The organism is Ruegeria sp. HKCCA4633, from assembly GCF_013034605.1.
In the GTDB taxonomy this organism is placed as follows: Bacteria; Pseudomonadota; Alphaproteobacteria; order Rhodobacterales; family Rhodobacteraceae; genus Ruegeria.
The window spans coordinates 55345-81525 of record NZ_WQGJ01000001.1 but is presented as its reverse complement, the minus strand read 5'-3'; the positions used below and the strand labels follow the sequence as shown (position 1 = coordinate 81525).

29 protein-coding genes and 1 other RNA gene are annotated in these 26181 nt (G+C 56.2%); 11 read left to right on the top strand and 19 right to left on the bottom strand.

What is annotated here, in order from left to right; translation table 11 throughout:
• The first annotated feature begins 17 nt into the window (after positions 1 to 17).
• Together mnmA and GOV85_RS00445 are read left to right on the top strand one after the other, a co-directional pair.
• Positions 18 to 1163: a tRNA 2-thiouridine(34) synthase MnmA gene (gene mnmA / locus GOV85_RS00450; RefSeq protein ID WP_171173926.1), complete on the top strand. Its 1146-nt coding sequence runs from the start codon at positions 18 to 20 to the stop codon at positions 1161 to 1163.
• Between the two features lie 70 nt (positions 1164 to 1233).
• Positions 1234 to 2301 (top strand): hypothetical protein, encoded by a 1068-nt coding sequence (locus tag GOV85_RS00445; protein ID WP_171173924.1) that lies wholly within the window; start codon positions 1234 to 1236, stop codon positions 2299 to 2301.
• Here GOV85_RS00445 and GOV85_RS00440 read toward each other — a convergent pair.
• From GOV85_RS00440 to GOV85_RS00350, 19 genes are all read right to left on the bottom strand, one after another.
• Complete coding sequence (locus GOV85_RS00440; RefSeq protein ID WP_171173922.1) at positions 2298 to 2843, bottom strand: carboxymuconolactone decarboxylase family protein; 546 nt, start codon at positions 2841 to 2843, stop codon at positions 2298 to 2300. The two genes, GOV85_RS00445 and GOV85_RS00440, sit on opposite strands and share 4 nt — an antisense overlap.
• 97 nt (positions 2844 to 2940) lie before the next feature.
• Complete coding sequence (locus tag GOV85_RS00435) at positions 2941 to 3516, bottom strand: hypothetical protein (RefSeq protein ID WP_216598991.1); 576 nt, start codon at positions 3514 to 3516, stop codon at positions 2941 to 2943.
• Entirely contained in the window at positions 3509 to 4675 is a 1167-nt protein-coding gene (lpxB, locus tag GOV85_RS00430) for a lipid-A-disaccharide synthase (protein ID WP_171173920.1), read from the bottom strand. The genes GOV85_RS00435 and lpxB overlap by 8 nt, the downstream gene beginning before the upstream one ends.
• Positions 4675 to 5469 carry an LpxI family protein gene (locus GOV85_RS00425; RefSeq protein WP_171173918.1) on the bottom strand — a complete coding sequence of 265 codons (795 nt, stop codon included), beginning with the start codon at positions 5467 to 5469 and terminating at the stop codon, positions 4675 to 4677. Before GOV85_RS00425 ends, lpxB begins: the two co-directional genes overlap by 1 nt.
• A 4-nt stretch (positions 5470 to 5473) precedes the next feature.
• Positions 5474 to 6259, bottom strand: a complete 786-nt coding sequence (lpxA, locus tag GOV85_RS00420) for an acyl-ACP--UDP-N-acetylglucosamine O-acyltransferase (protein ID WP_171173915.1) — start codon at positions 6257 to 6259, stop codon at positions 5474 to 5476.
• Entirely contained in the window at positions 6256 to 6729 is a 474-nt protein-coding gene (gene fabZ / locus GOV85_RS00415) for a 3-hydroxyacyl-ACP dehydratase FabZ (protein ID WP_050602398.1), read from the bottom strand. Before fabZ ends, lpxA begins: the two co-directional genes overlap by 4 nt.
• Positions 6730 to 6801: 72 nt before the next feature.
• Positions 6802 to 7365, bottom strand: coding sequence for an OmpH family outer membrane protein (locus tag GOV85_RS00410; protein WP_245223198.1), 564 nt, complete (start codon positions 7363 to 7365; stop codon positions 6802 to 6804).
• 21 nt (positions 7366 to 7386) lie between these two features.
• The gene (bamA, locus tag GOV85_RS00405; protein ID WP_371813561.1) at positions 7387 to 9705 is read right to left on the bottom strand and encodes an outer membrane protein assembly factor BamA; all 2319 of its coding nucleotides are present in this window, start codon (positions 9703 to 9705) and stop codon (positions 7387 to 7389) included.
• A 169-nt stretch (positions 9706 to 9874) separates the two neighbouring features.
• Entirely contained in the window at positions 9875 to 10018 is a 144-nt protein-coding gene (locus GOV85_RS00400; protein ID WP_171173909.1) for a hypothetical protein, read from the bottom strand.
• A gap of 79 nt (positions 10019 to 10097) precedes the next feature.
• The gene (gene rseP / locus GOV85_RS00395; RefSeq protein ID WP_171173907.1) at positions 10098 to 11450 is read right to left on the bottom strand and encodes an RIP metalloprotease RseP; all 1353 of its coding nucleotides are present in this window, start codon (positions 11448 to 11450) and stop codon (positions 10098 to 10100) included.
• 4 nt (positions 11451 to 11454) lie between these two features.
• Positions 11455 to 12627, bottom strand: coding sequence for a 1-deoxy-D-xylulose-5-phosphate reductoisomerase (dxr, locus tag GOV85_RS00390; protein WP_171173905.1), 1173 nt, complete (start codon positions 12625 to 12627; stop codon positions 11455 to 11457).
• Complete coding sequence (locus GOV85_RS00385; protein ID WP_171173902.1) at positions 12627 to 13409, bottom strand: phosphatidate cytidylyltransferase; 783 nt, start codon at positions 13407 to 13409, stop codon at positions 12627 to 12629. The genes dxr and GOV85_RS00385 overlap by 1 nt, the downstream gene beginning before the upstream one ends.
• The gene (locus tag GOV85_RS00380) at positions 13406 to 14137 is read right to left on the bottom strand and encodes an isoprenyl transferase (RefSeq protein ID WP_171173900.1); all 732 of its coding nucleotides are present in this window, start codon (positions 14135 to 14137) and stop codon (positions 13406 to 13408) included. The genes GOV85_RS00385 and GOV85_RS00380 overlap by 4 nt, the downstream gene beginning before the upstream one ends.
• Before the next feature lie 9 nt (positions 14138 to 14146).
• Positions 14147 to 14710, bottom strand: a complete 564-nt coding sequence (gene frr / locus GOV85_RS00375) for a ribosome recycling factor (RefSeq protein WP_171173898.1) — start codon at positions 14708 to 14710, stop codon at positions 14147 to 14149.
• Positions 14711 to 14892: 182 nt separating this feature from the next.
• Positions 14893 to 15888: an acryloyl-CoA reductase gene (acuI, locus tag GOV85_RS00370; protein WP_171173896.1), complete on the bottom strand. Its 996-nt coding sequence runs from the start codon at positions 15886 to 15888 to the stop codon at positions 14893 to 14895.
• 105 nt (positions 15889 to 15993) lie between these two features.
• Positions 15994 to 17097, bottom strand: coding sequence for a dimethylsulfoniopropionate demethylase (locus GOV85_RS00365; RefSeq protein ID WP_171173893.1), 1104 nt, complete (start codon positions 17095 to 17097; stop codon positions 15994 to 15996).
• Positions 17098 to 17598 (bottom strand): DinB family protein, encoded by a 501-nt coding sequence (locus tag GOV85_RS00360; RefSeq protein ID WP_371813574.1) that lies wholly within the window; start codon positions 17596 to 17598, stop codon positions 17098 to 17100.
• 26 nt (positions 17599 to 17624) lie between these two features.
• Positions 17625 to 18329: a DUF1326 domain-containing protein gene (locus tag GOV85_RS00355; RefSeq protein ID WP_171173889.1), complete on the bottom strand. Its 705-nt coding sequence runs from the start codon at positions 18327 to 18329 to the stop codon at positions 17625 to 17627.
• A gap of 4 nt (positions 18330 to 18333) precedes the next feature.
• Entirely contained in the window at positions 18334 to 19098 is a 765-nt protein-coding gene (locus tag GOV85_RS00350; RefSeq protein WP_171176165.1) for a DUF2182 domain-containing protein, read from the bottom strand.
• A gap of 115 nt (positions 19099 to 19213) precedes the next feature.
• On the opposite strand from GOV85_RS00350, the gene GOV85_RS00345 reads away from it, so the two are divergent.
• The 9 genes from GOV85_RS00345 (at position 19214) to GOV85_RS00305 (ending at position 26160) form a co-directional block, all read left to right on the top strand.
• The gene (locus GOV85_RS00345) at positions 19214 to 19945 is read left to right on the top strand and encodes a FadR/GntR family transcriptional regulator (protein WP_171173886.1); all 732 of its coding nucleotides are present in this window, start codon (positions 19214 to 19216) and stop codon (positions 19943 to 19945) included.
• Between the two features lie 117 nt (positions 19946 to 20062).
• The gene (locus GOV85_RS00340; protein WP_171173884.1) at positions 20063 to 21463 is read left to right on the top strand and encodes a selenium-binding protein SBP56-related protein; all 1401 of its coding nucleotides are present in this window, start codon (positions 20063 to 20065) and stop codon (positions 21461 to 21463) included.
• A gap of 13 nt (positions 21464 to 21476) precedes the next feature.
• A complete protein-coding gene (locus tag GOV85_RS00335) occupies positions 21477 to 22130 on the top strand; it encodes a hypothetical protein (RefSeq protein ID WP_171173882.1) in 654 nt (217 codons plus the stop codon).
• Between the two features lie 59 nt (positions 22131 to 22189).
• Positions 22190 to 22840 (top strand): TenA family protein, encoded by a 651-nt coding sequence (locus GOV85_RS00330; RefSeq protein WP_171173880.1) that lies wholly within the window; start codon positions 22190 to 22192, stop codon positions 22838 to 22840.
• Positions 22841 to 22857: 17 nt separating this feature from the next.
• The gene (locus tag GOV85_RS00325; protein WP_171173878.1) at positions 22858 to 23220 is read left to right on the top strand and encodes a DUF4345 family protein; all 363 of its coding nucleotides are present in this window, start codon (positions 22858 to 22860) and stop codon (positions 23218 to 23220) included.
• Positions 23221 to 23256: 36 nt separating this feature from the next.
• Positions 23257 to 23604, top strand: a transfer-messenger RNA (tmRNA) gene (gene ssrA, locus GOV85_RS00320).
• 100 nt (positions 23605 to 23704) lie between these two features.
• On the top strand, positions 23705 to 24136 hold the full coding sequence (locus GOV85_RS00315; protein ID WP_171173876.1) for an ester cyclase: 432 nt from the start codon (positions 23705 to 23707) through the stop codon (positions 24134 to 24136).
• A gap of 235 nt (positions 24137 to 24371) precedes the next feature.
• On the top strand, positions 24372 to 25625 hold the full coding sequence (chrA, locus tag GOV85_RS00310) for a chromate efflux transporter (RefSeq protein ID WP_171176163.1): 1254 nt from the start codon (positions 24372 to 24374) through the stop codon (positions 25623 to 25625).
• A gap of 76 nt (positions 25626 to 25701) precedes the next feature.
• On the top strand, positions 25702 to 26160 hold the full coding sequence (locus GOV85_RS00305; RefSeq protein WP_171173874.1) for an SspB family protein: 459 nt from the start codon (positions 25702 to 25704) through the stop codon (positions 26158 to 26160).
• Positions 26161 to 26181: the final 21 nt, after the last annotated feature.

Here is a 26181-nt window from a genome sequence, read left to right as displayed (position 1 = left end):
CCGAAACGGAACTGATCATGGCCCTCGATACCGAGACCCCGCTGAACTCGCTTGGTTTTGCAAAGCCGCCTTCGGAAACGCGGGTGGTCGTTGCGATGTCGGGTGGCGTCGACAGCTCGGTTGTGGCGGCCTATCTAGCGGATCAGGGCTATGACGTTGTGGGGGTTACGTTGCAGCTTTATGACCACGGAGCGGCGCTGGCCAAGAAAGGCGCGTGTTGCGCTGGGATCGATATCCACGACGCGCGTCGTGTGGCCGAAGAACGTGGTTTTCCGCATTACGTTCTGGATTATGAGAACATCTTCAAAGATGCTGTGATCGACGAATTCGCCGACAGCTATCTGGCGGGAGCTACCCCTGTGCCCTGCATTCGCTGCAATGAACGGGTGAAGTTCAAGGATTTGCTGGAAACCGCCAAAGATCTTGAGGCCGACTGCATGGCCACCGGCCACTATATCCAACGCAAGATGGGTCCCAACGGACCCGAGTTGCACAGCGCCGAGGATGCGAACCGCGATCAATCTTATTTCCTGTTTTCGACCACACCGGAACAGTTGGATTTCCTGCGTTTTCCTCTGGGCCACCTGCCGTCCAAGGACGCAACGCGTGAAATGGCGGCGCAATACGGGTTGTCCGTTGCGGACAAACCCGACAGTCAGGACATTTGCTTTGTGCCAAATGGCAACTACGCCAGCGTGATCGAAAAGCTGCGTCCCGGTGCGGCAGAGCCGGGCGAGATCGTTCACGCGGATGGCCGCGTTCTGGCACAGCATGATGGCGTGATTCACTACACGATCGGTCAACGGCGCGGTCTTGGCATCGGCGGCCTGACTGAGCCGCTTTATGTCATCAAACTGGACGTCGACAAGAAACAGGTCGTTGTCGGCCCCAAGGAGATGCTGGCCACCCGTGTCGTTCCGGTACGCGAGATCAACTGGCTGGGCGATGAACCTTTCACCTCGCGCGACGAATGGCATCTGTCAGTCAAAGTCCGCTCGACCCGTCCCCCGCGTGAGGCGATTGTTAGGCCCCTGTCCGACACCACAGCCGAGGTCGAACTGCTGACACCCGAGGAAGGTATTTCACCAGGTCAGGCATGTGTGTTTTATGCAAGTGAAGGCAGCCGCATTTTTGGCGGCGGCTGGATCTGGCGTGGATACTGAACAAGTTATTGAAATAGCAGATCGCACAGGATATTTCGGTTTCAAAGTAATACCTTAACCGGAATACACAATGCTTAGACTCTACCGTTTTCTTATTTTGTTCCTGGCTATTCCAGCAATATCGCTGGCTGAGAATGCAGAAGAATGGACCCTGAAAGCGCTGCTTGATGAAGCAGACGGCTGGCAGGCAAGAATACAATGGCGCGATTTCTATGTCAGCCTACGCCTTGAGGACGACCGGGATACACGGTGGTGGTTCAGGTTGGACCACCCGGAGCCGGTCGGCATTGATTCAAACCACTTTCAAACCAACCCGGGGCTACAGTTCGGCACCGGGCTGTTTGGGTCCGAACCTGCGAACGCTTACGATCATGATTTTTTGAATAAACTTGCAGACAGCGACATGCTCGACCAGGCCAATCCCGAGGCTATTGCCAGCTTTGATCGACTTGCTTTTTTTGATGAATACGACACCGAAATACTGACCATCCCTGCAAGCGTCTGCGGTGGATGCGCTCGACCTGACGCCTACACCGGAGCCGTCACGATCAGGGTTCCGTTGAGCGATGAGCAGATCCAAATCCTGCGTCACTCGACATATGCAAAATTTTATTACTACAAAGTGAAATCCAAGTTGGAATGGGATGGAGGAAAGACCAGCTTCACTGTTGATCTCGTCGAAGAAGATGGCGATCTGCCTGATGCGATCGACCATCTTTTGCGGATCGCGGACGATCCCAGCCAAGCACCGGAAAAAGATCAACGAGGTTTCTTCGACTCACTGGACGATCAGTATGACGACACTCCGGATGCCACCCCCATCACTGCGGCCAATGGCGTTGCTCATCCTCCAGAAGACGGAATTTATACCCTTCACCCCGGCACATTTGCCTTATGCGAAACTTCGGATTGGGTATCGCATTTTCAGTCTTCAATCGAACTGCAACTCGGTGCCGACGGGCAAAAGGATCGCCATTCAAAGCTTGCTGAACTGGCGACAGCAAATGAATGCAATATCCTGACGACCTATGACCAGATCACCGTGTCCGCCATCGACCATGATGGGGACAGCGTGGCCATTGCGTCTGGAACATTGGAAGGTTGGGTTTTCAGGGAAATCCTTGCAACCGCGAATTAGGCTGAGACCGGTTCGACCTCTGCTTCGATCTGGATCTGAAGGGCATCGTTGAAGCGGTTGAACGCTCCACAAAGGGCGATGCGCCAGGTCAGCTCAACGATCTGCGCATCACTGAACCACTCCCGCAGGTCCGATACTTCGGCGTCCCGCATCCGACCGGATCGTGTTGTCACGGCCTCTGCATAGCGCACCACGGCTTTGTCACAAGCGTCCAGTTCTGGATGATCCTCAACGTCCGGCAGACGCGCAGCACCCTCGGGACTTAGGCCCGCGACGGTCAGCATCGGTGTATGATGTGAAACACAATAGTCGCAGGCGTTTAGCTTGGATACCGTCACCATCGCCAGTTCAAGCGCGCGCTGGGGCAGATTCTGTTGTTCGCGCAATGTGGTCAGCATTCCCGTCACATGTTCCAGAATCGAAGGGCAATAGGCCGCAACACGAGCCCAATTATCGAACGGCCCATATGCGCCCAAAGCCGAATGAGACGCGCGTGCCTCTTCGGTCATTTCTTGATCCGACAATGGGGGAATGCGGGTCATAGCAAAGCTCCTTTTTCGACGAGGATATCGCAGCCCCGTGTCGGTGCACCACCCGGATAAGGATCACATATGCGATATACGGCGTATCCTCTCTCTGTCACATAACATCCGTGGGCGAATTAAAGAGAATATAGAGACCAACACAGACCATGATGTACGGCGCGATCCGATCCAGACGTGCGACGCGAGGGCCGAGGCTTTTGGCGCGGGGCGCACCCCACGTCGCAACGGCGACCAGACCGGTGGCAGCCACTACTGCGCCAACCAGCGCAGCAACGCGAAAAGTGGGCGCAGAGTCCGCCAGCAGAGGGGTCATGACCGCGAAACTGTCAATCGAAAGACTTAGGAAAAGCGTCACTACCGAAGTCACGGCCGCATTGGAATCCGCGTCCTGCGCTTCGGCGTCACGATACTGTTTCCAGATACCGCGGAAACCAAAAACCAGGGGCACGATGCCCAGATACCCGATCCAGAACGGGACACCGCTTTGGTTCAGACCAAGCGCGACGGTCATCGCCAGGGTCAGAACAAGGGTTTGAGCAACCGCAAAGCCAATGATGGCGCGGCGCTGTTCCATCACCAAAATCAGACCCAACAAGACGGCCAAATTGTCGAGATTGGTGGATACCATTGCGATCCCGGCAGACACCGCGAACAGCGCATGGTCAAGCATAATCGACCTGCATTCTATCCAACACAGCCCGCGCGGCACGCAAACCGGGGGCTTCGCCACTTCGGCCCAATCGGTCCATGGTCAGACCCATGGCAAGCTGCTGCGCATCCGGGGCGTTGATCACATTGCGCAAGGCGTCGGCGATCTTTGCTGGTTCGCAGTCATCCAGCAGACATTCCGGCACAGCGCGCGTATCTGACACCAGATTAACCAGAGTTACGGTGTCCAGTTTGACCATCCGTTCGGCCATCTTCTGTGTCAGCCAGTTGAGTTTGTAGGCAATGACCATCGGCGTATTCTGCGCAGCAAGCTCAAGTGACACGGTTCCCGACGCCGCAAGCGCCAAACTGGCCGCGCCAAACGCGGAACGCTTATTGGCAAGCGTTTGATCCGCGCCTTCATAGCGCGGGTCCAACACTACCGGGTCTCCGGGCCAGCCCGCGACCCGCTCTTTAACAAGCTCGGTTGTCGCGCCAACGGTCGGGATCACCACGCGGTAGCCCGGATGAGCCTCGATAAACAGCCGCAATGCACCGCCAAAGGACTCTGCCAGCCGTTCAATCTCGCCCCGACGTGATCCGGGCAAGGCCAACAAGATCGGCGCATCCCCCAGATCAAAGCGGTTCCGAAACGCGGCGATCTCTTCCGGCGTGGCAACAGGCTCGCTGGCCACGGGGTGACCGACAAAATCGCACTCCATCCCTGCCCGTTCCATATACGGCGGCTCAAAAGGAAGCAGCGCCAGCACATGGTCAATAACCTTGGCCATCTTATCGGCCCGCCCCGGCCGCCAGGCCCAGACACTAGGGGCGACATAGTGAACTGTGCGGATGTTGCTTGCGGCCTTTACAATCTTGGCAACACGCAGGCTGAAATCCGGACTGTCGATGGTGATCAACACATCCGGTTTCGTATCCAGCACGGCCTGCGCGGTCTCGGAGATTCGGCGCTTGAGGTGAAAGAACTTCGGCAGAACTTCGACAAGGCCCATGACTGAAAGCTCGGACATGGGAAACCGGCTGGTCAGACCCTGCGCCTCCATCAGCGGGCCACCGACCCCGTCAAATTCCACATCGGGGATCAGAGTTTTCAAGCCTGCCATCAACGCGCCACCCAGCCGGTCGCCCGAAGGTTCTCCGGCGACCAGAAAGACACGCATCAGGCCGCCCGCTCGCGGATGTATAGGAACAGACCCAGACGGTTACATTCTGCGATGACCTGCTCTTGCCGCAGTACAAGCACGCCGCCTTTTTCCAATACGATTCCAGACAACCCGGCCGCAACCGCATCGGTGACGGTATCGGGTCCGATGGCCGGTAGATCGGCGCGCCGGTCCTGATCGGGTTTGGGCCCTTTGAACAGTATTCCTCCGCCCGCATCTGGTCGTTGGGTCAAAGATTTCAGCATCCAAGCGGTGCCGAATATCCCTTCAATCGCCAGGGCCTGGCCATTTAACACAGCGCAGGCTTGCCCTGTATCTGCGGCCCCCATTGCACGCAGAATACCTGAAGCACGGACCGCATCGGCCATGTCGGCCTCGGAGGGTTGCGCATCCGTCAGACAGCCCAATGGAGGAAGCAACCCGGGCGCAATTTCGTGTGCGGCCCGCATTTGCAGCCCTGCATCTTCAAGGATCCCGATGACCGCACGCAACGCGCCGTCATCTCCGGACATGATTGCCTTTTGGATCACCGGAACCAATGGTAGCGTCGCGGCGTCAATGCGGCTTGGGTCGATAGGCGGGCGCTGAACCGCACCGGCCAGACAAATCTGCGTCACGCCCCGCGCCTTCAGATCGGCGATGAAGCTGCCCAGCTGTTCCAGCGGAAACACAATATCCGCCGTCAAATCGTCAGGTAGAAACCCTTCCATTGCGCAGATCAAAGGTCGTTCGGTCAACTGTGCCACCACTTCGGTCGGCAATGCCCCTGTTCCCGCAATCAACGCCAGCATGGGTTTATTTCCCCGGTGTCAGGAATGAGCGATCACTGTGGCCGGTGACAAAATCGACGATCCGCTGCACGTAATCGCTTTCATTGCCTTCGCCGATCCGGCTGGCGCGGTCCATAAAGGTTCCATCGCCTTCGGACAGTTCCTTGAAGGCCGCGCGCAGCGCCGAGATATCCTCGCGCGAAACACCCTTGCGTTTCAGACCAACAAGGTTCAAGCCGTCCAGCTCACCACGTGAGGCCTGCACCAGACCGTAGGGAATAACGTCCTTGGGCACCATGGTCAGCGCACCAATGATTGCTCCGCGCCCGACGCGCACCCATTGATGCAGCCCTGAAATGCCGCCGACAATCACATCGTCTTCCACGATACAGTGACCAGCTGCCCCTGCGTGGTTGACCATGATGACGCGGTTGCCGATCTGCACGTCGTGGGCCACGTGAACGCCTGCCATCAACAGACAATCATCCCCGATGCGCGTGACGCCGCCGCCACCGTCGGTGCCGGTGTTAATCGTCACATGTTCCCGAATCCGGTTACGTTGACCGATTTCCAGGCGGGTGTTTTCGCCACCGAACTTCAGATCCTGCGGGATTTCACCAATCACCGAGAAATTGAAAATGACGGTGTCTTCGCCAACCGATGTATCTCCGGTCACAACCACATGAGATTTAAGCTCGACCCGATCCGCCAGTTTAACCTGCGCGCCGACATAGCAGAATGGACCAATCGTACAGCCCTGCCCGATCTGAGCGCCCTCTTCAACAATTGCGCTGGGATGGATTCCACTCATGTTGTTTTTTCCATATCCCAATCAACATAGGCCGAAAACTCGGCCTCGGCTGCTACTTCTCCTTCAACCGTGGCCCGACCGCTGAATTTGAACAGCTTGCCGCCTTTTTTACCGCGCACTGTTTCCACATGCATTTCCAGAACGTCACCTGGCACTACCTTGCGGCGAAACTTGCACTTGTCGATGCTCATGAAATAGATCAGCAATTCAGTATCGATGACATCCATGCCAACACCCAGCATCACACCCGCAGTCTGAGCCATGGCTTCGACGATTGTGACGCCCGGCATGATCGGTGTGCCGGGGAAATGCCCCTGAAAGTGCGGCTCGTTCATAGTCACGTTCTTGATGCCGCGCGCCGACTGATAGCCCGAGATGTCCACCACCTTGTCGACCAGCAAAAACGGATAGCGATGTGGCAAGATCCTCTGGATCAGCTGAATGTCGGCGCTTTTGGTTTCCGTGGTCATTGATCAGATATCCCGTTTTGGATGTTTCTTTTCCGCGTGGTTAGCAATACAGCAACCCAAGGGCAAGCAACCCTATTCGCCGTTGCCCTCTTGGAGGGAACTGCCATCCCCGATTGCAGCGTCGATACGGGCGATGGCTGCGTCAGTGATGTCGGTGGTGCTGACGACCACATTGGATCGTTCGATCATTACGCTGGCTCCAAATTCGCGCAGCAAGTCCACAAGGATGGGGCGGACGATCTCGAAAAAGGTCTGTTGCGCTTCTTCACTGCGCCGCGCCAAGGCATCCAGCTTGGCGCGCTGGCCTTCGCGATGAGACTGAACCTTGGAGTCAAAAGCCTCGGCCAATGGGCGGAATTCCTCAGCCGGCAAGGTCGCGCGCTGTTCCGTCAGTTCTTTTTCTTCCTGGCTGAGCTCAACCACAATCCGTTCGTTTTCTTCCGCAAGCAGGGCACTTTCTTTTTCGACCTCTCGCCGCACACGCTGACCGAAGGCCGACTTGGAAAACAGTTCTTCGCTGGACAAGGTAACGACACTGGCTTGCGGTACGCCGAGTTGTTGTGCCGAAACCAACGGTGCAGTCAAAACAACCGACAAAAGACACAGGGCCCCGAAAGGGCCCAGTGCTGTTCTCATTATCTTATCCAACATGTCTGATCAGAACCGAGCCTGAATCGTAAAGTCAAAGTTCTGTTCCTTGTCGAAGCTCTCTTTTTTCAGAGCCTGCGAGAAGTTGAACCGCAACGGTCCGAACGGTGTGTCCCAGAGAACAGCGATGCCAATCACGTGGCGGATCGAGCCGTTTGCACCGACGATATTCGCACCGGCGGTGTTGACGTTGTCGATGTCATAGAGGTTACCGACGTCGTAAAAGACACCGCCGCGCAGACCCAATTCTTCGGGCAGGCCAAGCGGGAAATCGCTTTCAAAGCGTGCAACCCAGTAATAGTTACCACCGATGGCGTCATCCTGACCGTTGGACAGATCCCGTGGGCCAAGACCTGCAGGCTCGAATCCGCGGAACGTATTGGGCCCCAGCACAAAGCGGTCAATCGTACGGCTGAAATCGTTCCCCCGCCAGTGCAGCGCACCCAGCTCCATCGACGCCCGCAGCACGACCTCTTCGTTCCAAACGCGGGTTTGTGCGATGCCGCGTGCGGTGGTTTTGAAGTATTTGTTGTCGCCACCAAGACCCGCAGCATCAACGCCAACCTCGAACAGAACGCCGGAATTCGGGTCCAAACCACCGCGACGGCTGTCATACACGTAAGACACACCCAAAGAGCTGGACGTTCGCTTACCCTGAGCGATTTCCGACGAAATAACCGCACCGTTCACTTCGTTGTCCTGCTGGGTCATTTCACTGCGATCCCAACCATAGCGCAACCGCAGCGACGACAGTTCCCCGATGGCATAGGTCAGTTGTGGGGTGAAGAACAGCGAGCTGGTATCATAGCTGGCAAAGCCCGAGTTTGTTCCCGACAGCCCCAGCCCCAAGTCAAAACGCAGCTTACGGCCCAGCAGATACGGCTCTGTAAAGCTGATCGAATACTGCTCGGAGTCCTGGGCGGTCGAAATCGTCAGACCTAGGTTCTGACCACGACCCAGGAAGTTGGATTCATTCAGACCAATCGCGATCCCGAAACCGTCCGTTACCGAGTAGCTACCACCAAGACTAAGCGAGCCTGTGGGTTGTTCTTCTACATCCACATCCAAGATCACCTGGCTGGGCGAAGACCCTTCGCGCGGCTCGACATCTGCGGTGGCGAAGAAACCCAGAGCATTGATCCGCTCAGCCGCCTGACGAATTTCGCGCGGGTTGAATGGGTCACCCTCGACCGTGTCAAACTGACGGCGGATGACGCGGTCCAGCGTGGTGGTGTTGCCTTCAATGTCAATCCGTTCAACAAATATGCGCGGACCTTTTGTCAGGACAAACTCCACATCCAGTGTCAGGTCGCGATCATTGCGGGTGATGCGCGGCTCGACCCGCAGGAAGTCCACGCCCTTCTTGACGCCCAAACGTTCTTGCCGGGCAATCGAGTTTTCAATCAGCGTGGGCGTATAAGTCACGCCAGGTTTGATCTTCAGCGCATCTTGATATTCTGCGGCGTTGACGCCGGGGATTTCACTGACCGTAGTGATCTTGCCGAACGAGAACTTTTGCCCTTCTGTGACGTTCATAACCAGAAAGAACGCATCCCGTTCACGCGTGAATTCGACATTGGCGCTGTTCACCCGGAAATCGACGTAGCCACGCGACAGGTAGAAATCGCGAATGACCTGTTTGTCGAACTCGATGCGGTCGCCAATAAACGTATCGTTACGGAAGAAGGTCCGAAGGAACGTTGCTTGCTTGGTCTCGAGAACCCGGCGCAAACGGCGGTCCGAGAATGCCCGGTTGCCAACAAAGCTGACACGCTCAACTTCGATGGTTGTGCCTTCCGCGACTTCAAAAACCAGATCGACCCGGTTGTCACTGCGGCGGATGATCCGTGGAATGACCGTTGCGGCGACCCTGCCCTGCGCTGAGTAAACTTCGGCAATCAAATCCGCGTCTGCTTCTGCCACCTGAGGGGTAAAGACACGGCGCGGTTCGGATTGGATGACGTCCAACAAAACGTCATCTTTAACCCGAGCGTTTCCTTCGATGCTGATCTGGTTGATCGTGGGGTATTCCTGAACTTCGATCACCAAAGTAGTGCCACGCGGCGTCAGCTCGACTGTTTCAAATACACCACTGTCAAGCAATCGCTGATAGGCATCATTAATCTGTCCGGCGGTGACTGTTTGGCCCGGTTCGATTCCGGTTCGGGCTATAATTGTGCCGGTTTCGATCCGACGGTTGCCCTCAACCTGGAAGGAGTTGATCGTGAAGTTTTGCGCCTGCGCCGCGTTCGGAAAAGCCGTCAAACTCGCTGCAACAAAAAGGAAAAGAACCGTTAGCGCCTGCCACAAAATATTGTTTGTCGGCATTTGCCCCCCGCAGGATGTGCCCGCGTTTCGCCTGTCAGTCATTTTGTGCTCTACCCAGAATTTTAGAACTTTATTGCTGAGTAACGGGATTAAATGAGCTTGTCAAAAGGCGAAATAGAAGCATTCCACTACGAGGGTGGACCAGAAGCTGCCAGCATTTCGGTAAGAATCAGAATCCCGCCAGATAGATCCCGGCCAGATAGGCTGCACCTGCCAGCGCCAGCGCTGTCATCGCAAAGCTCAACAACACGTCACGGTTCAGCATGAAAAGCAAGCTGAACCCCTGGTACGATTTTTTAAGCGCTTTGGTCATGGTGATACCCTTTCGACGCAAAGAGCATAGTCCCGAAATAAGGCAGGAATGCGGCCCAAATTAGCGCCTAACGCCACAATCAGCAGAACAGATCGTTGCTAACCGAAAACAGCATCAGAGTCAGGATAATAGTGATGCCCAGCCCCATGAGAATTCTCAATGCGCCGTCGCTGGGTGGTTTACCTACGACGGCTTCGTAGGCGTAGAAAACCAAGTGGCCGCCATCCAGTGCCGGAATCGGGAACAGGTTCAACAAACCAACGGCTGTCGACAGCACTGCGATAAAGAAGATAAAGTTCTGCGCCCCCTGGCTGGCCATCGCACCCGAGGTTTCGGCGATTCCGATTGGCCCGGAAATGTTGCAGGTGCTGATCGCTCCCGTCACCATGTGCCACATACCGGACAAAGACCCTTCGATGATCCGACCTGTTTGAATGACACCGCCGCGCAGTGAATCCACAAGACCGGCGGGTTCAGTAGCGGGTTCTAACATCATTCCACCGATGATGCCGATCCGCCAATGGGTGACAAACCCACCTTCCGGTTGAGGCTCGTCCGTGCGTCGAGGCGCAAGTGCAAACTCCAGATCGGATCCGTCTCGCCATACGTTCAAAAGTAGAACGCGGCCATCCGAGCTTTCGACAAAGTCCTTCAATTGATCAAAGGCAAAGATCGGCTCGCCATTCACGGCAGTGATAACATCGCCCTGCTCAAGCTGGATATCCATTGCGGCGCTGCGCGGGGCGACCTGCCGGATGAGCGGTGGGAACATCCAGGGCGCCTGAACGTCCAGCGTTTCGCCGTCTCGGATTACTGTATAATCCAGAACTGGTTGCACCGGCAGTGCATCGATGAAATCCTGCCATGCCCCTTCTTCATCATAGTCCGGCGTAGTTATGCCCGAGATCGCGGTGATCACATCACCTTCACGCAGCTCTTGCACCGTCCCCGGCAGAGGCTGCAATGAACCCACGGTCAACGGTTCGCGCGAAACACCCTGCGACCAGAAAATCATGCCAAAAACCAGAATGGACATCGCAAAGTTAAATGCCGGGCCTGCCGCCACTGTAGCAGCCCGCGCCCACAAGGGTGCCCCGTGCATTGTGCGCCGCAACTCTTCGGGGCTTTGAGCGGCGATTTCGCCCATCGCCTCTTCATCTTTGCCTGACGCGGCATTGGCATCACCCAGGAACTTCACGTATCCGCCAAACGGCAACAAAGCGATCTGCCAGCGGGTACCGCGTTTGTCTACGCGGCTCCAAAGTACAGGGCCAAACCCGATCGAGAACACCTCGGCATGGATACCAGACCAGCGCCCCACAATGTAGTGGCCGTATTCATGCACGGCCACGATAACGGACAACGCGATGACAAAAGCCACAATCGTCCAAAGAAGATTGCCAAATTGAGGTATCAGCGAAAGTACGTCCAAAATTCTATCCTGCTCGTTCCACCACGGTGTCATCGACCCATTGACGTGCCAAATGGTCCGTTTGATGCACGTTATCAAGGGTCATCGGGGCATCAATAAGGCCGTCTGATGCGTCAAATCGGTCAAGAACGGCGGCCACGGCATCTGCCATATCCAGAAATGAGATCCGGCGCGCAATAAAATGATCCAGCGCTCGTTCCTTGGCTGCATTGAACACCGCCCCCGCCAGACCACCGCGCTCCATTACATCCCACGCCAGTTTCAAAGCCGGGTATCGCTTCAGATCAGGCGCTTTGAAGTTCAATTGTCCGATCTTCGCCAGGTCAAGCCGATCCACTGGAAGATCGCGTCGTTCTGGCCAATGCAAGGCATAGCCGATGGCATGGCGCATATCCGGTGCTCCCATATGGGCCATCACAGCCCCATCGCGGTACCCGACCATTGCATGTACGATGGATTCAGGGTGCACCAAAACCTCGATCTGCGCAGGCGAAACAGAGAAGAATTCCCTTGTTTCAATCACTTCTAAGGCTTTATTGAACATCGAAGCACTGTCGATTGTAATGCGCTGTCCCATGTCCCAGTTCGGATGGCTGGACGCTTGTTCCACCGTGGCATTGACCAAATCTTCCATCGGCCAGTCCCGGAATGCTCCACCGCTGGCCGTAATGATCACGCGCTCAACGGCAGTGATGTCTTCTCCGACCAAAGCTTGAAAAACGGCTGAATGCTCGCTGTCGACCGGCAGCAGTCGCGCATCATGAGCCTTGGCCGTCTCCATGACCAGAGACCCTGCGCAGACCAGCGTTTCTTTGTTGGCCAGCGCCAGCGTTGAACCTTGTTTCAGCGCCTCAATCCCCGGCGCAAGCCCTGCTGAGCCCACAATGGCTGACATGATCCAATCCGCTGGGCGCGTTGCAGCCTCGGCAATGGCGTTTGCGCCAGCCGCTGCTTCGACCTCGCTGCCAGTAAGCGCGGCGCGCAGATCGTCCAACTTGTCTTCATGTGCCGTCACCGCCAGATCGGCCCCTAAACGGCGCGCGTCATTGGCCAGTTTCTGAATATTCGCCCCACCTGTCAGAGCCACGACATCATAGTCGCTTGGCGCGCGTGAGATCAGATCGATCGTGTTTTGCCCAATCGATCCTGTGGCCCCAAAAATAGAAACCCTGCGCATTACATCCCACCCGGCGCGTAAAACAGCCCAGCTATAAGGACAAACAAGGCAGCGCCCATCATGCCGTCAAAGCGATCCAGAAAGCCGCCATGGCCTGGGATCAGGTTTGAACTGTCCTTGACCCCAAACTTTCGTTTGACTGCACTTTCGATAATATCACCAGCTTGACTGGCCATTGAAGCCAATATCGAAACAACAACAAACGCGAATCCGAAACCGGCATGGGCCGCAAAGGCCACCCCGACGCAGGCGGCGGCAGCCCATCCACCCACTGTTCCCGACCATGTTTTCTTAGGGCTAACTTTGGGCCAGAACTTAGGTCCGCCGATCATTTTTCCAACAAAGTACCCTGCGACATCCGTGGCGACGACCACGGCAATCAGCCAAACCATCCAACTAAAGCCAAAATTCTCGCGGACCGAGATGAACCCCAACCCGGCGCCGACAATCCAGACAGCAAACAGCCCATAAAGGATCTTGGATCGGCTCACCTGCCCCATTCCCACCAAGGCGGGCGCGACAATGACAGGTAATGTGTACAGAGGTGGCAGATGGTAACTCAGCAAAACCGCAGCGCTTGTCAGGACGCCAAGCTGAATGGCCGTACCCTGGCTTTTTGGATCGATCATCCGAACCAGTTCCCAGGTCATCAAACCGCAAGCTGCAGCGATAAAAGTTTCAAACCAAACACCGCCCAGCCACACCTCGACCGCGCCCACCATAACCAGCACGGCTGCAGAAAGAACCCGTGCTGTCAGGTCAGACCATCGGCCTTCGCTCATGCCAGCACCGCTCCGAACCGGCGCTCTCTCGAGCCATAGTTGCGGCATAGCGCTTCCAGTTCGGCGGCCGTAAAGTCTGGCCACAAAGTATCGATAAACTCGTATTCCGAATAGGCCGACTGCCACAAAAGAAAGTTTGAAATACGCGCTTCGCCACTGGTGCGAATAACAAGGTCCGGATCAGGAAGAACACGCGTATCCAGATACTTAGGAAGAGTTTCTTCGTCCACCTCTTCAGGCTTCAATCGCCCCTCGGCAACATCACGCGCCAACCGTTTGGTGGCGCGCGCCACCTCATCACGGCCACCGTAGTTCAACGCCACCGTCAAATGCACGAGGTCGTTGTCCTTGGTTTCCTGTTCCAAAGCATCCATCAAATCGGTCAGCTTCGAATCCAACCGGACGCGATCACCGATGAACCGAACGCGGATTCCGTTGTCCGCAAGTGTCCGGGTTTCTTTGATGATGTAGCGACGAAACAGGCTCATTAGACCTGCAACCTCAACCTGCGTCCGCTTCCAGTTCTCGGTCGAAAAGGCGAAAACAGTCAGATACTTGATCCCAAGGCCAGGACAGGCCTCAACCACCTCTCGCACACGCCGCGCGCCCGCATGATGACCATACAGTCTGGGGCGGCCACGCGCCTGTGCCCAACGACCATTGCCGTCCATGATGATAGCCACGTGGCGTGGGCCGGAAACCGGATCGATTTGGGGATCTTTGGGCATCAGTCCAGCTCAGACCTGCATGATTTCAGCTTGCTTGGTCTCAAGCGCAACATCAACGGCCTTGATCATTTCATCCGTCAAATCCTGAACTTCGCTTTCCCAAAGCTTCTGGTCATCTTCCGACATTCCATCCGCCTTGGCTTTTTTGATCTGGTCCATACCGTCGCGGCGCACGTTGCGGATCGAAACCCGCGCGCTTTCCGCATATTGCCCGGCAACTTTACCCAGCTCGCGGCGGCGTTCTTCATTTAGCTCGGGAATCGGCAACATGATGATGGTGCCGTTCAGCTGAGGATTGATGCCAAGTCCGCTTTCTCGAATGGCTTTTTCCACCTTTCCCACCAGTGACTTGTCCCAGACATTTACAGTCACCATACGCGGTTCGGGCACGTTCACTGTGCCCACTTGGTTGATCGGCGTCATCGAGCCATACGCGTCAACCATGATAGGTTCCAGCATGGAAGCCGATGCGCGCCCCGTGCGCAGCGAGGCAAATTCGGTTTTCAGATTGGCCATGGCGCCATCCATGCGGCGCTTGAGATCGTCGGTGTCCAGTTCGAAGTCGTCAGACATGCTGCTCACTCCCCGTATTCAGGTACTCTTTCGATGGGTCTTACGCCATCGCAAATGGGATGTATAGCAATCATGATCGGGAATTGTATCAATGGCCAGAGGCGCTGCGACCATTTTGTACCAAACCTGCGACCTCAGACCTGGTCGGAATCATCCGTCCAGGTCTGCTGGAAAGCTCGAACCTAAGCGTTTACATCCACTACGACGCGACCCTTGACCTGTCCTTTCAGGATATCGGCACCCAGTTGAGGTAAATCTGACAACACAGCGGGTTGGATCATCGCGTCCAACTTGTCCATCGGCAGATCCGTGGCGATCCGTTTCCAGGCGCGCAGCCGATTGTCAAAGGGCTGCATTACACTGTCGATGCCCAGCAGGTTCACCCCACGCAGCAAGAATGGAATCACTGTCGCCGGCAATCCAGCCCCGCCAGCCAAACCAACTGCCGCAACAGAACAGCCGTATTTCATCTGACCCAGAACACGCGCCAACATATCGCCACCCACTGCATCCACACAGCCAGCCCAGGTTTCACTTTCCAGCGGGCGTTTGGTGGTCTCATTCAGGTCTTCGCGCGGCACAATGGTCGTCGCGCCCAAGGATTTCAGATAGTCCCCGGTTTCGGGCCGCCCGGTTACTGCGGCGACCTCATATCCCAGCTTGCCCAGAATTGCCGTGGCCACCGATCCAACACCACCTGCAGCGCCTGTCACCAGAACCGGTCCCCGATCCGGGGTCAGTCCATGATCCTCCAGCGCCATCACCGCAAGCATCGCCGTAAACCCGGCGGTACCCACAGCCATGGCCTGCCGCGTGTCCAACCCGTCAGGTAGTGGGACCAACCAATCGGCCCGCGCATTGGCTTTCTGAGAATAACCGCCCCAATGCGCCTCACCCACACGCCAACCGGTTAGAACGACCTTGTCCCCTGGCTTGTAGCGATCATCTGACGAAGCCTCTACCGTACCGGCATAGTCAATGCCCGGAACGTGCGGGTAGGACCGGACCAGCCCGCCGCCTTTAGGAGACAGGCAGAGCCCGTCCTTGTAGTTGACCGTCGAATACTCGACAGCAACGGTGACTTCACCATGCGGCAGATCATCTTCCGACAACTGCTTGACCGATGGGCTCGCCAAACCGATTTCTTCGTCCTTCTCCATCACAAGAGCATTGAACATATCTCAATTCCTTTCGTGTTTCTGCGCCCGGACCAGTTCTTCACCTGGCCCAAAATACCTCGGGGGAGTCGCGCAGCGACGGGGGCAGCGCCCCCAACCCCCGTGTCAAATCCAGAAATGTGACTGCACGGTTGCGTGACGCATCCCGTCCGGTGTCTCAACATCCAGTTCCGTTCCCGCGTCCCAATGGCTCAATCGCACCATGCCAATGGCTACGTTGGTCTTGAAGTCAGGGGACCAGGTCGCCGAAGTCACCTGCCCGACCCATTTTCCATCCGCGTAGAGACCCCAGGGCCTATCGCAGCCCGGCACAGGATCGCCCGCGATGGCAATAGGCCGGATTTGCTGAATGGGCCCCTCTTTGGCCACACGCAGCAATGCATCGCGGCCAATGCAGCCGATTGCGGTATGCGTGTTGCAGAACTTGCCCAAGCCACACTCGTGCGGAGTGTTATCATCCGTCATGTCATTGCCATAGGACAGCAAGCCACCCTCGATCCGTTCGATCAGGTTTGGACAGCCGGCACGCACCTCAAGGTCTTCTCCTGCAGCGAATAATGCATTCCAGAGGGGCATACCAATGTCGCTGCCCTCAACATAAATCTCGAATCCGCCCTGTTTGGAATAACCCGAGCGCGCCACGGCCAGATCGCGTCCCTCAAACTCGAACATGTCAAACTTGAAAAACCGGATATCCCGCACGCGGTCGCCAAATACGCGGGCCATGAGTTCGTCCGCCTTGGGGCCCTGAACAGCAAGCGGCGACACATCCGGCTCGTCCACGAGAACATCCAGACGGTATCCCACAGCGATCCCTTTGACCCAAAGCAACAGGTCACTGTCCGCAATCGAAATCCACCAACGATCTTCGGACAGCTTCACAGCCACCGGGTCGTTTAGCATTCCACCTGTTTCATCGACGATCGGCACATAGAAACACTGCCCCGGCAACATCCCACGCAAATCGCGCGGAGTGAGCATCTGCATCAGGCGTGCGGCATCCGGCCCGCGTAGTTCGACCTGTCGCTCACACGAGACGTCCCACACCTGCACATGGGTCTTCAAATGCCGATAGTCGGCCTCAACGCTTTCGAAAACAGTAGGCAATAACATACGGTTATATACCGTATATCCTTTGACCCCAGCAGCTTCGACCCCATCCGAGAATGGCGTGCGCCTCAAACGGCGCGAAGGAGATATTTGCGGCATTCAATCCTCCTGCGGCATGAAGACAAGATCACTGACCGGCGCTTCAGATCCCGCCTCAGTCAGCATCTTGTGCACTTGTCCCCGGTGGTGGGTTTGATGATTGAACATGTGGATGACGCACCGCGCATAGGGCAAAGTAATGTCAGCCTCCTTCGCGGCTGAATACCACGTGAACGGACCCGTCAGAGGTTCGTCGCCCAAGCTGTCAGCCCATCGGATGATGCGGGCGTCAATCTTTTCTCGCAGGGGCAGCCATGCAGACAGGTCGGGGCACAGATACACACTTTCATGAATACCGCCGCCCGCGCGGTGAATGTTGCTTTCTGGCCCGTCCCCCTTGTCAAAGCGGGACATCCAGATCCAGTCCCCCCAGAGCAGATGGTTGGCGGTACCTAGGATCGAACCAAAAAACGCTCCGCGTTCAAGGATCAGCTCCTCGTGACTCAAAGCTTGCATAAACTCCGACAACTGCTTGTTTTGCCAATGATTATACTGCGCCATCTCACGTGCATAAGCGCCGGTGATCATTACTTAGGCCCATGCCAGTCAATCGGACAAATCTCGGCTGACTTACCGCCAAAATCCCAAACCCGGCCGTAATCACGCACTTTCGACTTCGTGCCCCGCGCCACGATAATATCAGGGCCCATCCAGTATTTCGAGTTCGAAACCATGACAGGATGCTCTGGGTCCTTGCCTCCAAGCATTTCGATCTCGCCCTGTATCTTGCGGCCAATCATGATGCGGCGCTTGGTCCCGTCGCGTTCGATCTGCACAGGGGCACGCTCGGCCCCGATGATCTCACTCACCAGCATGGTAAACAGCCCGGTGGTTCCCCCGGCCTGCCCGCTGAAAATCTGAAGCAAACCGTTATACGCCTTTCCGCTGGCGCGCTCGTCGACATAGGCCGCCACTTTCCACTGGCCTTCGCCCATACGGCCCGGGATATCGACCAACAGACCGACCTTCAGCCCAGACAGATCTTCGCCCTCATAGTGCCCTTCATCGATGATGACGCCCATCCAAGCATGGCAATGGCCCTCGGTCGGAGGATGCGCACCCAACGACACAACACAGGGGCAGAATACATCGCACGAGCAGTTCAGGATCAATTCGCCCTTGATCGACCATTCCGTTGGGCTCATTTCGCGCCGTTTCGGGTTTGGCATCCGGCTGTCAATCCGCTGACTGATGGGCAACCGATCGGCTTCTGGTTTTCTGTTTTTTGCCATTGGCTTAACCTCCGTAGCTAATTGGATAGACGAGCAGGACGAGACCGCCCGTAATTAATACAAACCCCATGGGCCGCGTGATCGCGTGCCCGATTTGGGGGAGTTTCTCCAAAACCATGAACAGTGTCGCGAGACCCATCCACAACAAGCTCATGACACCGCCCACAAATCCCAGCGCCATAAAACCCCAGCAGCAGCCGACGCAAAACGCGCCCAGGCTCAAACCCATGCGGACCCCGCCCGCGAAGCCGGTTTTCCAATGGCCCAGAAAATAGGTCATCGGGGCATGACAAACGCCGTGGCAGACCTCTTTAGCGCGGGTGAACTGAAAGGCCCCCACTGCAATCATCAATCCGCCCGCAATCCAGCCGGACTTGGCGATGCCCAGCATATCGACCGCACCGCCAAACAGCAAAGCCAGCTGAATCCCGGCGATCAGAGCCGCAAACCCAACCCACACGATCGAGTACCCCGCCAGAACACCCAGCCAACCCGCACGGCTGCCATTGGCGCTGCGGATCAGGTCGTCATAGCTGCGCAGGGTTGGTACAAGCGTGGGCAGCATCATAGCCGCCATCATGATCGCCCACATTGAAAACAGCGGCCCAAACTCGGCCATGGGCATATACATGTCCATGCGCGGATCCATGGCCGCCATGGCCTGCCCCATGGGTCCGGGGCGACCGATCAGATCAAGGTCCATGTCCCGGCTCATCGAGAACATGACCCACCACGCCCACAGGATCAGAACATAAAAGCCCAACCACATTCCGCTGCGCAGCCAAGTACGACTCACTTCAGCCTCCCGACTCAACTCCCTTGCTTTTCAAATGTCAGACTTTTAAATGTCAGACAAATAAAAATTTGCCCAAGGTCCTCTGAACATGAAAGCCGCCCCCCGAAAAACCGCTGACCTGTCCGCCCAGATCGCTCAAGCCATTCGGGATGCGATTGTGTCGGGTGAGCTTATCGGGGACGCCCGCTTGCCGTCAGAGGCTGAGTTGTCCGATCAGTTTCAGGTCTCGCGCCCTACCGTGCGAGAAGCGTTAAAACGGCTGGCGGCTCAGTCTTTGATCCGCACACAACGTGGCGCATCGGGTGGCGCGTTTGTAAACCGTTTGAGTTTTGAGGACGCCTATTCACAGCAAGTTACAACCTCGACCCTGTTGCTATCGATGAACGCCGTCAGCTTCGATACCGCATGCGAGGCGCGCTATGCACTGGAAAGGGCCTGTGCGCCTTTGTCCGCCCAGCGACGCACAGCGGATCAACTGGCCACCATGCGGGCGGAGATCTTTCGCCAGTCGCAACCTGGCCTTACGGATGAAGCGTTTTGCGCCTCGGATGTCACATTCCACCGTGCGTTGGTGGATGGTGCGGAAAATCCCGTTTTGTCTTACCAACTGGCCGGAGCTGTAGAAGCGATGCAACCGTTGATGAACATGATCACATTCACCGCGCGGTCTCGAGAGGCGATAATAGGACTGCATACAAGAATAGTGGACGCGCTTGAGGCCCAGAATGCGGATGCCGTAGACGCCGCGTTGGTGGATCTGGAGCATTACACCCGACAACTGGCCCAGGACGTGGCCGATCGCAAACGTAAACCGGCCTAAAGGCCAAACTTGCAACGCAACCAGAACGAAAGGCAGACGAGCAGGTAGAATGTCACCCGGCGACAAGACCGGAACTCTCAATATGAATTGAAGACCAATGACTTACGGGAGGACGTTATGAATACAAGACCGGACCCAACCTTTTATCCATCCGCCAAACTGGCAATGGAGGGCCCCACCGAAACGCTTGCTTTCACCTTGATGCTAAGCCCTGATTTTTCGCAACCAGACGGGCTGGCGGTTGTGAATGTCGATCCGACATCTGACGACTTCGGAAAGATCGTGCATCAGGTAATAATGCCTGAGAAAGGTGATGAGTTTCACCATTTCGGTTGGAATGCATGTTCGTCCGCCCTGTCGCCGCTGACCGGGCACGCGTTTCTAGAGCGACGTTATCTAATCATCCCCGGCATTCGGTCCAGCAGGATTTACGTCATTGACGTCAAAAACCCGCTTGAGGCGAAGATCCACAAGATTATCGAACCCGAAGAAGTCTTTGCAAAGACTGGATATTCACGCCCGCATACGATCCATTGCGGGCCTGAGGGCATCTATGTCAGTACTCTGGGCGGCGGTGGCGCGGATGGTACCGACGGACCTCCGGGCATCTTCATTATGGATTGCGAAAGCTTCGAGATCATCGGGCGTTATGAGATCGAGCGTGGCGTGCAGGACAAGCACTATGATTTCTGGTGGAATCTACCGCGCGACTACATGGTCAGTTCCGAATGGGGTCTGCCGCCGCAATTCGAGAACGGTATCGTGGCTGAGGACCTGCTGTCGAATAAATACGGCCATCGCATACATTTCTGGAACCTGCGCAACCGGACCAATATCCAAACCATCGATCTGGGAGAAAATCACCAGATGGCGCTGGAAATCCGCCCGGCCCATGATCCGATCAAGCAATACGGGTTCTGCGGGGTTGTTGTCGATACCACCAATCTGCAAGGTGCGATCTTTACATGGTGGCGCAATGACGACGGCACATTCGAGGCCAAGAAAACCATTACAATCGATCCGCAACCGGCCGACCCGGACGATCTGCCAGACCTGCTCAAGGGTTTTTCAGCTGTTCCGCCATTGGTCACCGATATCGACCTAAGTCTCGACGACAAATACCTCTATGTTGCTTGCTGGGGTACCGGAGAGATGCACCAATATGATGTCTCGGACCCAATGAACCCGACTCTGGCTGGCAAAGTAGAGATTGGTGGTATCGTCAAGAAAACCAAGCACCCGAACGGTCAGGATTTCGGCTATGGTCCGCAAATGGTTGAAATCAGCCGTGACGGAAAACGCGTCTACTGGACCAATTCGCTTTATTCCACATGGGATGATCAGTTCTATCCGGGCGAGCGCGGCGCGGCGATGGTCAAGGCTGATGTTGGAGAGAACGGAGGGCTGACGCTGGATCCGAATTTCTGGGTGGAGTTCCCCAAAGGCTATCGCAGCCATCAGATAAGGTTAGAGGGCGGAGACTGTTCAACCGACAGCTTCTGTTACCCGTCGGTCTGAATTGGAGGTCTTGATGACATCAACGGCTGGCCTCTGGCTGGCCGTTGTTCTCAGCGGCGCCTATCACGGGTTGAATCCGGGCATGGGCTGGCCGCTGGCTGTTTCTTCCGCCTTGATGGAGCAACGCCCGTCTGCGCTCTGGCAAGCGCTGGCGGCTTTGGCAGGCGGGCATTTTGTGGCCATGCTGGGGGTCTTGCTGCCTTTCGCCCTGATGGCGGTTCTGGTCGACTATCAGAAAGAAATCCGAATTGGTGCCGCGTTGATCGTGATCGGGATGGGTTTATACATCGCGATCACCCGTCGTCACCCCCGTTTCCTGTCACGGATTCCCCCCAGCAAGCTGGCTCTTTGGTCCTTCCTTGTGGCCCTCGCGCATGGGGCCGCGCTTATGCTGGTTCCAATCTATCTGGGGCTGTGTGCCGTAGATGAACTGGATGCTGGCCATCAAGCGATTTCTCAGATCATGACAACAAACACCCTGCTGGTTCTGGGCGTCGCCGCGCTGCACACTGCTGCCATGGTTCTGGGCGGCGGTCTGCTGGCCTTTGCTGTCTATCGCTGGCTGGGCCTGCAGGTTCTGTCGCGCAGTTGGTTTAACCTCGAACTCATCTGGGCGATAAGTCTGATATTGGTGGGCGGTCTTGGTCTTTGGTCGGCGCTTGGTTGATCTTGTACTTTGATTTGAAACGCGCTTTGTCTGCGGAAAGACAAATACGGAGCTTCAGAATGCAGGACCAAACCCGCCCAACCGAAATGCTGCGTCTCGGCAGAAGTGACGATTGGCAAGCCGCCACCACCCATGCCTTTACGCGCGAACTGTCGGACGGCACCCTGCCCGAGGACAAGATGCGCTGGTACCTTCAGCAGGATTATCAGTTCGTCGACGGCTTTGTGCGCCTGCTTGCAAGTGCAATTGCGCATGCCCCGACCCTGGGCGACAGCGTGCCTGCCGCTCAGTTTCTCGCGGTGATCACAGGCCCCGAGAACACTTATTTCCTGCGTGCGATGGAGGCTTTGGGCACAGAACCCAGCACCCAGCCTGCCCCTGCCACACGGGCGTTTCAGGACCTGATGGCCGAGGCCGTGGCCTCGGGCCGTTATCAGAACATGCTGGCGGTGCTGGTCGTTGCAGAATGGGTTTACCTTAGCTGGGCCAGCCCGGAAAACCCACCCAAAGACGACCTGCCCTTCTGGTTTGCCGAATGGATCACGCTACATGCAGGTGAAGGATTCGAAAGCGTGGTCGAATACCTGCGTGGACAGCTGGATAAGGTTTGGCAAACGCTGAATACGGCAGAACAGGCCGAGGTCACGCGTTTGTTCCATCGTGCGGTCGAACTGGAACGCGATTTCTTCGACGCCGCCTACGCGGCCTGAATCACAAGGGGGCTGGTATGGTCACAACATTGAACGTCATCGCTGCCTTGCTGACCGTTGGGTTCGGCGCGTTTGGATTTCTGGCCCCGGCCCACACTGCGTCGGCCCTTGATCTGGCCCCGACCAACAGCACGATGGGCTTATCTGAGATGCGCGCCTCGGTCGGAGGGCTGTTTGTCGTCACCGGACTTGCCGTGATCTGGCTGAATAACCCGATGGCCTATGTGATGCTGGGCGTTGTTTATGCTGGGGCGGCATTGGGCCGGTTCGTGTCGATTGCACTTGATAACCCACCTCTGACCAAGGCGTTGATCTTTGGGGGAATCGAGCTGGTTCTAGCCGTTTGGCTGATAGCTGCAAACATTAACAAGACAACTTAACCAATTGGGGTTACTACATAGATCTGGATGCAATCGGAGTTTGCATCTCTCCATCTCCTCACCTATATATGGGATGTCCTTCGGGACTATGGACATAAACGCGCTCGTAATAAGCGGATCGGACCCGGGGGCGGTACCCGGCGGCTCCACCAACCATCCTTCGTTTGGGGATTTTGGGGCCGAAATAGGATCGACGAACGTCTAAAGGGGTTAGCTTTGTCTCGGCTGTCTGCCACCGTTATCGGCGAAACTAGTACAATTGCAAACGACAATCGTGCTCCGGTTGCAGTTGCTGCGTAAGCAGTAACAAGACCGAAATCTAAGCCCTTGCGCCTAGCCGCGTAAGGCGGGGTTCGCAGGTACCTGGCAACAGAAACCTGCATTATTCCCCGAAATGTCTGACGTTATTTCCCTTTTTAGGGCGCATTCAGAGTTTGTTCATTTCTGAGTGTCATCGTGCCCTCACTTGGACAGGAGAGCTGGAATGACAAATTCAGAGATACTCAGAAAGTGGTATTCCGAAGTTTGGGAACACGGAAACACCGAGGCAATCGATCAGTATTTTGCACCTGAAACAATGGCCGAAGGGTTGATTCCCGAAATGCAGGTCGGGGCTGATGACTTCCGCGATCTGGTCACTGCTTTCCGCCATATTCTGGGCGACATCAAGGTCGAGCTGCCCAAGATCATTGAAAATGGGGATTGGGTGTCAGCCATTTTGAATGTTCGCACTTTCCGCGCCGATAACGGCGCGCCTTTGGAGGTCACCGGTCAGGTGATGGCTCGGTTCAAAGGCGACAAGATGGTTGAAGCCTATAATCACTTTGATTTCATCTCGTTCTTTGAAGAGTTGGGCCAGTTCCCATCCGACACCCTGCCCGTGTGCATGACAGGGCAGCGTCTGGACTGGGCCTGACCCCAAACCAATCTTGACCCCAATCGCGCTTGCACGTTAGCAAGCGCCATGGGGTCCAAGTGCGAACACCCAAGGCGGTGCCGCAAGTTTCGCATCTTTCGACACTTGCAGGATTTCATGTTGTGACTTGGCCGCCCGATACTACACAGCAGATCCTGATAGCCTTGAGTGTTTTCAACGGCTCCAGTTTCGGGATCGGGTCAAAGATTTCGGATCTTGCGACGTGAGCAAGACCATGACGCCGTCGATTAAAGACCTCATCCGGGTTTTTGGCAGGATCGGGCTGCTGTCCTTTGGGGGTCCGGCTGCGCAAATATCCCTGATGCATCAGGAACTTGTCGAGCGCCGACCATGGCTTGATGAACAGACCTACCTGCGCGCCCTGTCACTTTGCATGTTGCTACCGGGTCCGGAGGCGATGCAACTGGCCACCTATGCCGGTTGGCGCCTGCGCGGCGTAACAGGCGGGCTGATCGCCGGCAGTTTGTTTGTCTTGCCCGGCGCTTTGGTTATTGCGGTATTGGTCGCGCTATATTCCACGTTTGGCGATGTTCCGTTGGTCCAATCCGCCTTTGTTGGCATCAAAGCAACGGTTATTATGATCGTCTTGCAGGCGCTGCGCAATCTCTCGCGTAAAGCCTTAATGGACAAAGACCACCGCATAATCGCCGCACTGTCTTTCGCTTCCATTTTTCTGCTGAACCTGCCTTTTCCCTTGATCATTCTTGCCGCTGCGCTTTGGGGATATGCGACGTTTCGTGGCCCAACGGAACCGCCTGGCCCAGTTCAGCCATCGCACCTGAAACGATCACTCAAAACAGTTGCTATCTGGTTGCCGCTTTGGCTTGGACCATTGTTCGCGCTGACCCTCAGCGGGCATCAACTGCTCAGCGATTTGGGCTGGTTCTTTGCGCGACTGGCCGTCGTCACCTTTGGCGGCGCTTATGCGGTGCTGGCCTATATGACGCAGACGGTTGTGGATCAGTACCACTGGATCAGCACAGATCAAATGATCGACGGATTGGGTCTTGCGGAAACGACACCCGGCCCCCTGATCCTTGTCACCCAATTTGTTGCAATGCTTGCCGGTGAACTTAGCGGAGGCTTCAGCTTGGCGTTGGCGGCCGGTGCAGTTGCGCTCTGGGCGACTTTTGCGCCCTGTTTTCTATGGATCTTCCTGGCCGCCCCGTATCTGGACCGGCTTGCCACGCGCCCGCGCCTGTCTGCGGCCCTTCACGGCATCACTGCTGCCGTTGTCGGCGTGATTCTCAACCTTTCCGTGTGGTTCGCCCTGAACGTTCTATTCGAATCAGTGCCAAACATATCCTGGGGACCGCTGGCAATACCTGCCCCACAGCTTTCCCAGTTAAATTTTGCTGCGTTGGGCTTAACCGCTCTGGCTGGGGTCTTGATATTTCGACTAAAATTGGGGATGGGCACGGTGTTGGCCCTGATGTCCATCGCGGGGCTGGTCACTCACAATATCTGATCAATCCGGTCATACCCGCTCTTTCGTTTCCGAACAAAAGCCCTATGCTGGGCATAACCACTTTTGAGGATCACACATGTCGCAAGGCATCGATTACGGCAACCTGATGCACTCCGCCATGCGCGGGCTTATCAAGAAAGTGCTGACAGATGTTTCCGAAACCGGATTACCCGGTGCACATCATTTCTTCATTACCTTCGACACGCGCGAGGACGGTGTGGATATCGCCGACTGGTTGCGCGAACGTTATCCGGAAGAAATGACGATTGTCATGCAGCATTGGTTCGAAAACCTCGAGGTTGGTGAAACCGGCTTTGCCATCACTCTGAATTTCGGTGATGCGCCCGAACCGCTTTATATCCCCTACGCCGCGATCAAGACGTTTGTTGACCCCTCTGTGGAGTTCGGCCTGCGCTTTGAGAGCCCTGAGGACGATATGGATGACGATCATATCGCAGAAGAGACGATTGAAGTCGAAGAAGAAGAACCACACCACGACGCAGACGTTGTGTCACTGGACAGCTTCCGCAAATAGACCTCAACCCCGCCACGCGCG

Bases quoted from the DNA above. Each gene is read 5' to 3' on its own strand.
- mnmA (WP_171173926.1), top strand. From the start codon at position 18: ATGGCCCTCGATACCGAGACCCCGCTGAACTCGCTTGGTTTTGCAAAG.
- GOV85_RS00445 (WP_171173924.1), top strand. From the start codon at position 1,234: ATGCTTAGACTCTACCGTTTTCTTATTTTGTTCCTGGCTATTCCAGCA.
- GOV85_RS00440 (WP_171173922.1), bottom strand. From the start codon at position 2,843: ATGACCCGCATTCCCCCATTGTCGGATCAAGAAATGACCGAAGAGGCA.
- GOV85_RS00435 (WP_216598991.1), bottom strand. From the start codon at position 3,516: ATGCTTGACCATGCGCTGTTCGCGGTGTCTGCCGGGATCGCAATGGTA.
- lpxB (WP_171173920.1), bottom strand. From the start codon at position 4,675: ATGCGTGTCTTTCTGGTCGCCGGAGAACCTTCGGGCGACCGGCTGGGT.
- GOV85_RS00425 (WP_171173918.1), bottom strand. From the start codon at position 5,469: ATGCTGGCGTTGATTGCGGGAACAGGGGCATTGCCGACCGAAGTGGTG.
- lpxA (WP_171173915.1), bottom strand. From the start codon at position 6,259: ATGAGTGGAATCCATCCCAGCGCAATTGTTGAAGAGGGCGCTCAGATC.
- fabZ (WP_050602398.1), bottom strand. From the start codon at position 6,729: ATGACCACGGAAACCAAAAGCGCCGACATTCAGCTGATCCAGAGGATC.
- GOV85_RS00410 (WP_245223198.1), bottom strand. From the start codon at position 7,365: ATGAGAACAGCACTGGGCCCTTTCGGGGCCCTGTGTCTTTTGTCGGTT.
- bamA (WP_371813561.1), bottom strand. From the start codon at position 9,705: ATGCCGACAAACAATATTTTGTGGCAGGCGCTAACGGTTCTTTTCCTT.
- GOV85_RS00400 (WP_171173909.1), bottom strand. From the start codon at position 10,018: ATGACCAAAGCGCTTAAAAAATCGTACCAGGGGTTCAGCTTGCTTTTC.
- dxr (WP_171173905.1), bottom strand. From the start codon at position 12,627: ATGCGCAGGGTTTCTATTTTTGGGGCCACAGGATCGATTGGGCAAAAC.
- GOV85_RS00385 (WP_171173902.1), bottom strand. From the start codon at position 13,409: ATGAGCGAAGGCCGATGGTCTGACCTGACAGCACGGGTTCTTTCTGCA.
- GOV85_RS00380 (WP_171173900.1), bottom strand. From the start codon at position 14,137: ATGCCCAAAGATCCCCAAATCGATCCGGTTTCCGGCCCACGCCACGTG.
- frr (WP_171173898.1), bottom strand. From the start codon at position 14,710: ATGTCTGACGACTTCGAACTGGACACCGACGATCTCAAGCGCCGCATG.
- acuI (WP_171173896.1), bottom strand. From the start codon at position 15,888: ATGTTCAATGCTCTTGTGATGGAGAAGGACGAAGAAATCGGTTTGGCG.
- GOV85_RS00365 (WP_171173893.1), bottom strand. From the start codon at position 17,097: ATGCCGCAAATATCTCCTTCGCGCCGTTTGAGGCGCACGCCATTCTCG.
- GOV85_RS00360 (WP_371813574.1), bottom strand. From the start codon at position 17,598: ATGGCGCAGTATAATCATTGGCAAAACAAGCAGTTGTCGGAGTTTATG.
- GOV85_RS00355 (WP_171173889.1), bottom strand. From the start codon at position 18,329: ATGGCAAAAAACAGAAAACCAGAAGCCGATCGGTTGCCCATCAGTCAG.
- GOV85_RS00350 (WP_171176165.1), bottom strand. From the start codon at position 19,098: ATGTGGTTGGGCTTTTATGTTCTGATCCTGTGGGCGTGGTGGGTCATG.
- GOV85_RS00345 (WP_171173886.1), top strand. From the start codon at position 19,214: ATGAAAGCCGCCCCCCGAAAAACCGCTGACCTGTCCGCCCAGATCGCT.
- GOV85_RS00340 (WP_171173884.1), top strand. From the start codon at position 20,063: ATGAATACAAGACCGGACCCAACCTTTTATCCATCCGCCAAACTGGCA.
- GOV85_RS00335 (WP_171173882.1), top strand. From the start codon at position 21,477: ATGACATCAACGGCTGGCCTCTGGCTGGCCGTTGTTCTCAGCGGCGCC.
- GOV85_RS00330 (WP_171173880.1), top strand. From the start codon at position 22,190: ATGCAGGACCAAACCCGCCCAACCGAAATGCTGCGTCTCGGCAGAAGT.
- GOV85_RS00325 (WP_171173878.1), top strand. From the start codon at position 22,858: ATGGTCACAACATTGAACGTCATCGCTGCCTTGCTGACCGTTGGGTTC.
- GOV85_RS00315 (WP_171173876.1), top strand. From the start codon at position 23,705: ATGACAAATTCAGAGATACTCAGAAAGTGGTATTCCGAAGTTTGGGAA.
- chrA (WP_171176163.1), top strand. From the start codon at position 24,372: ATGACGCCGTCGATTAAAGACCTCATCCGGGTTTTTGGCAGGATCGGG.
- GOV85_RS00305 (WP_171173874.1), top strand. From the start codon at position 25,702: ATGTCGCAAGGCATCGATTACGGCAACCTGATGCACTCCGCCATGCGC.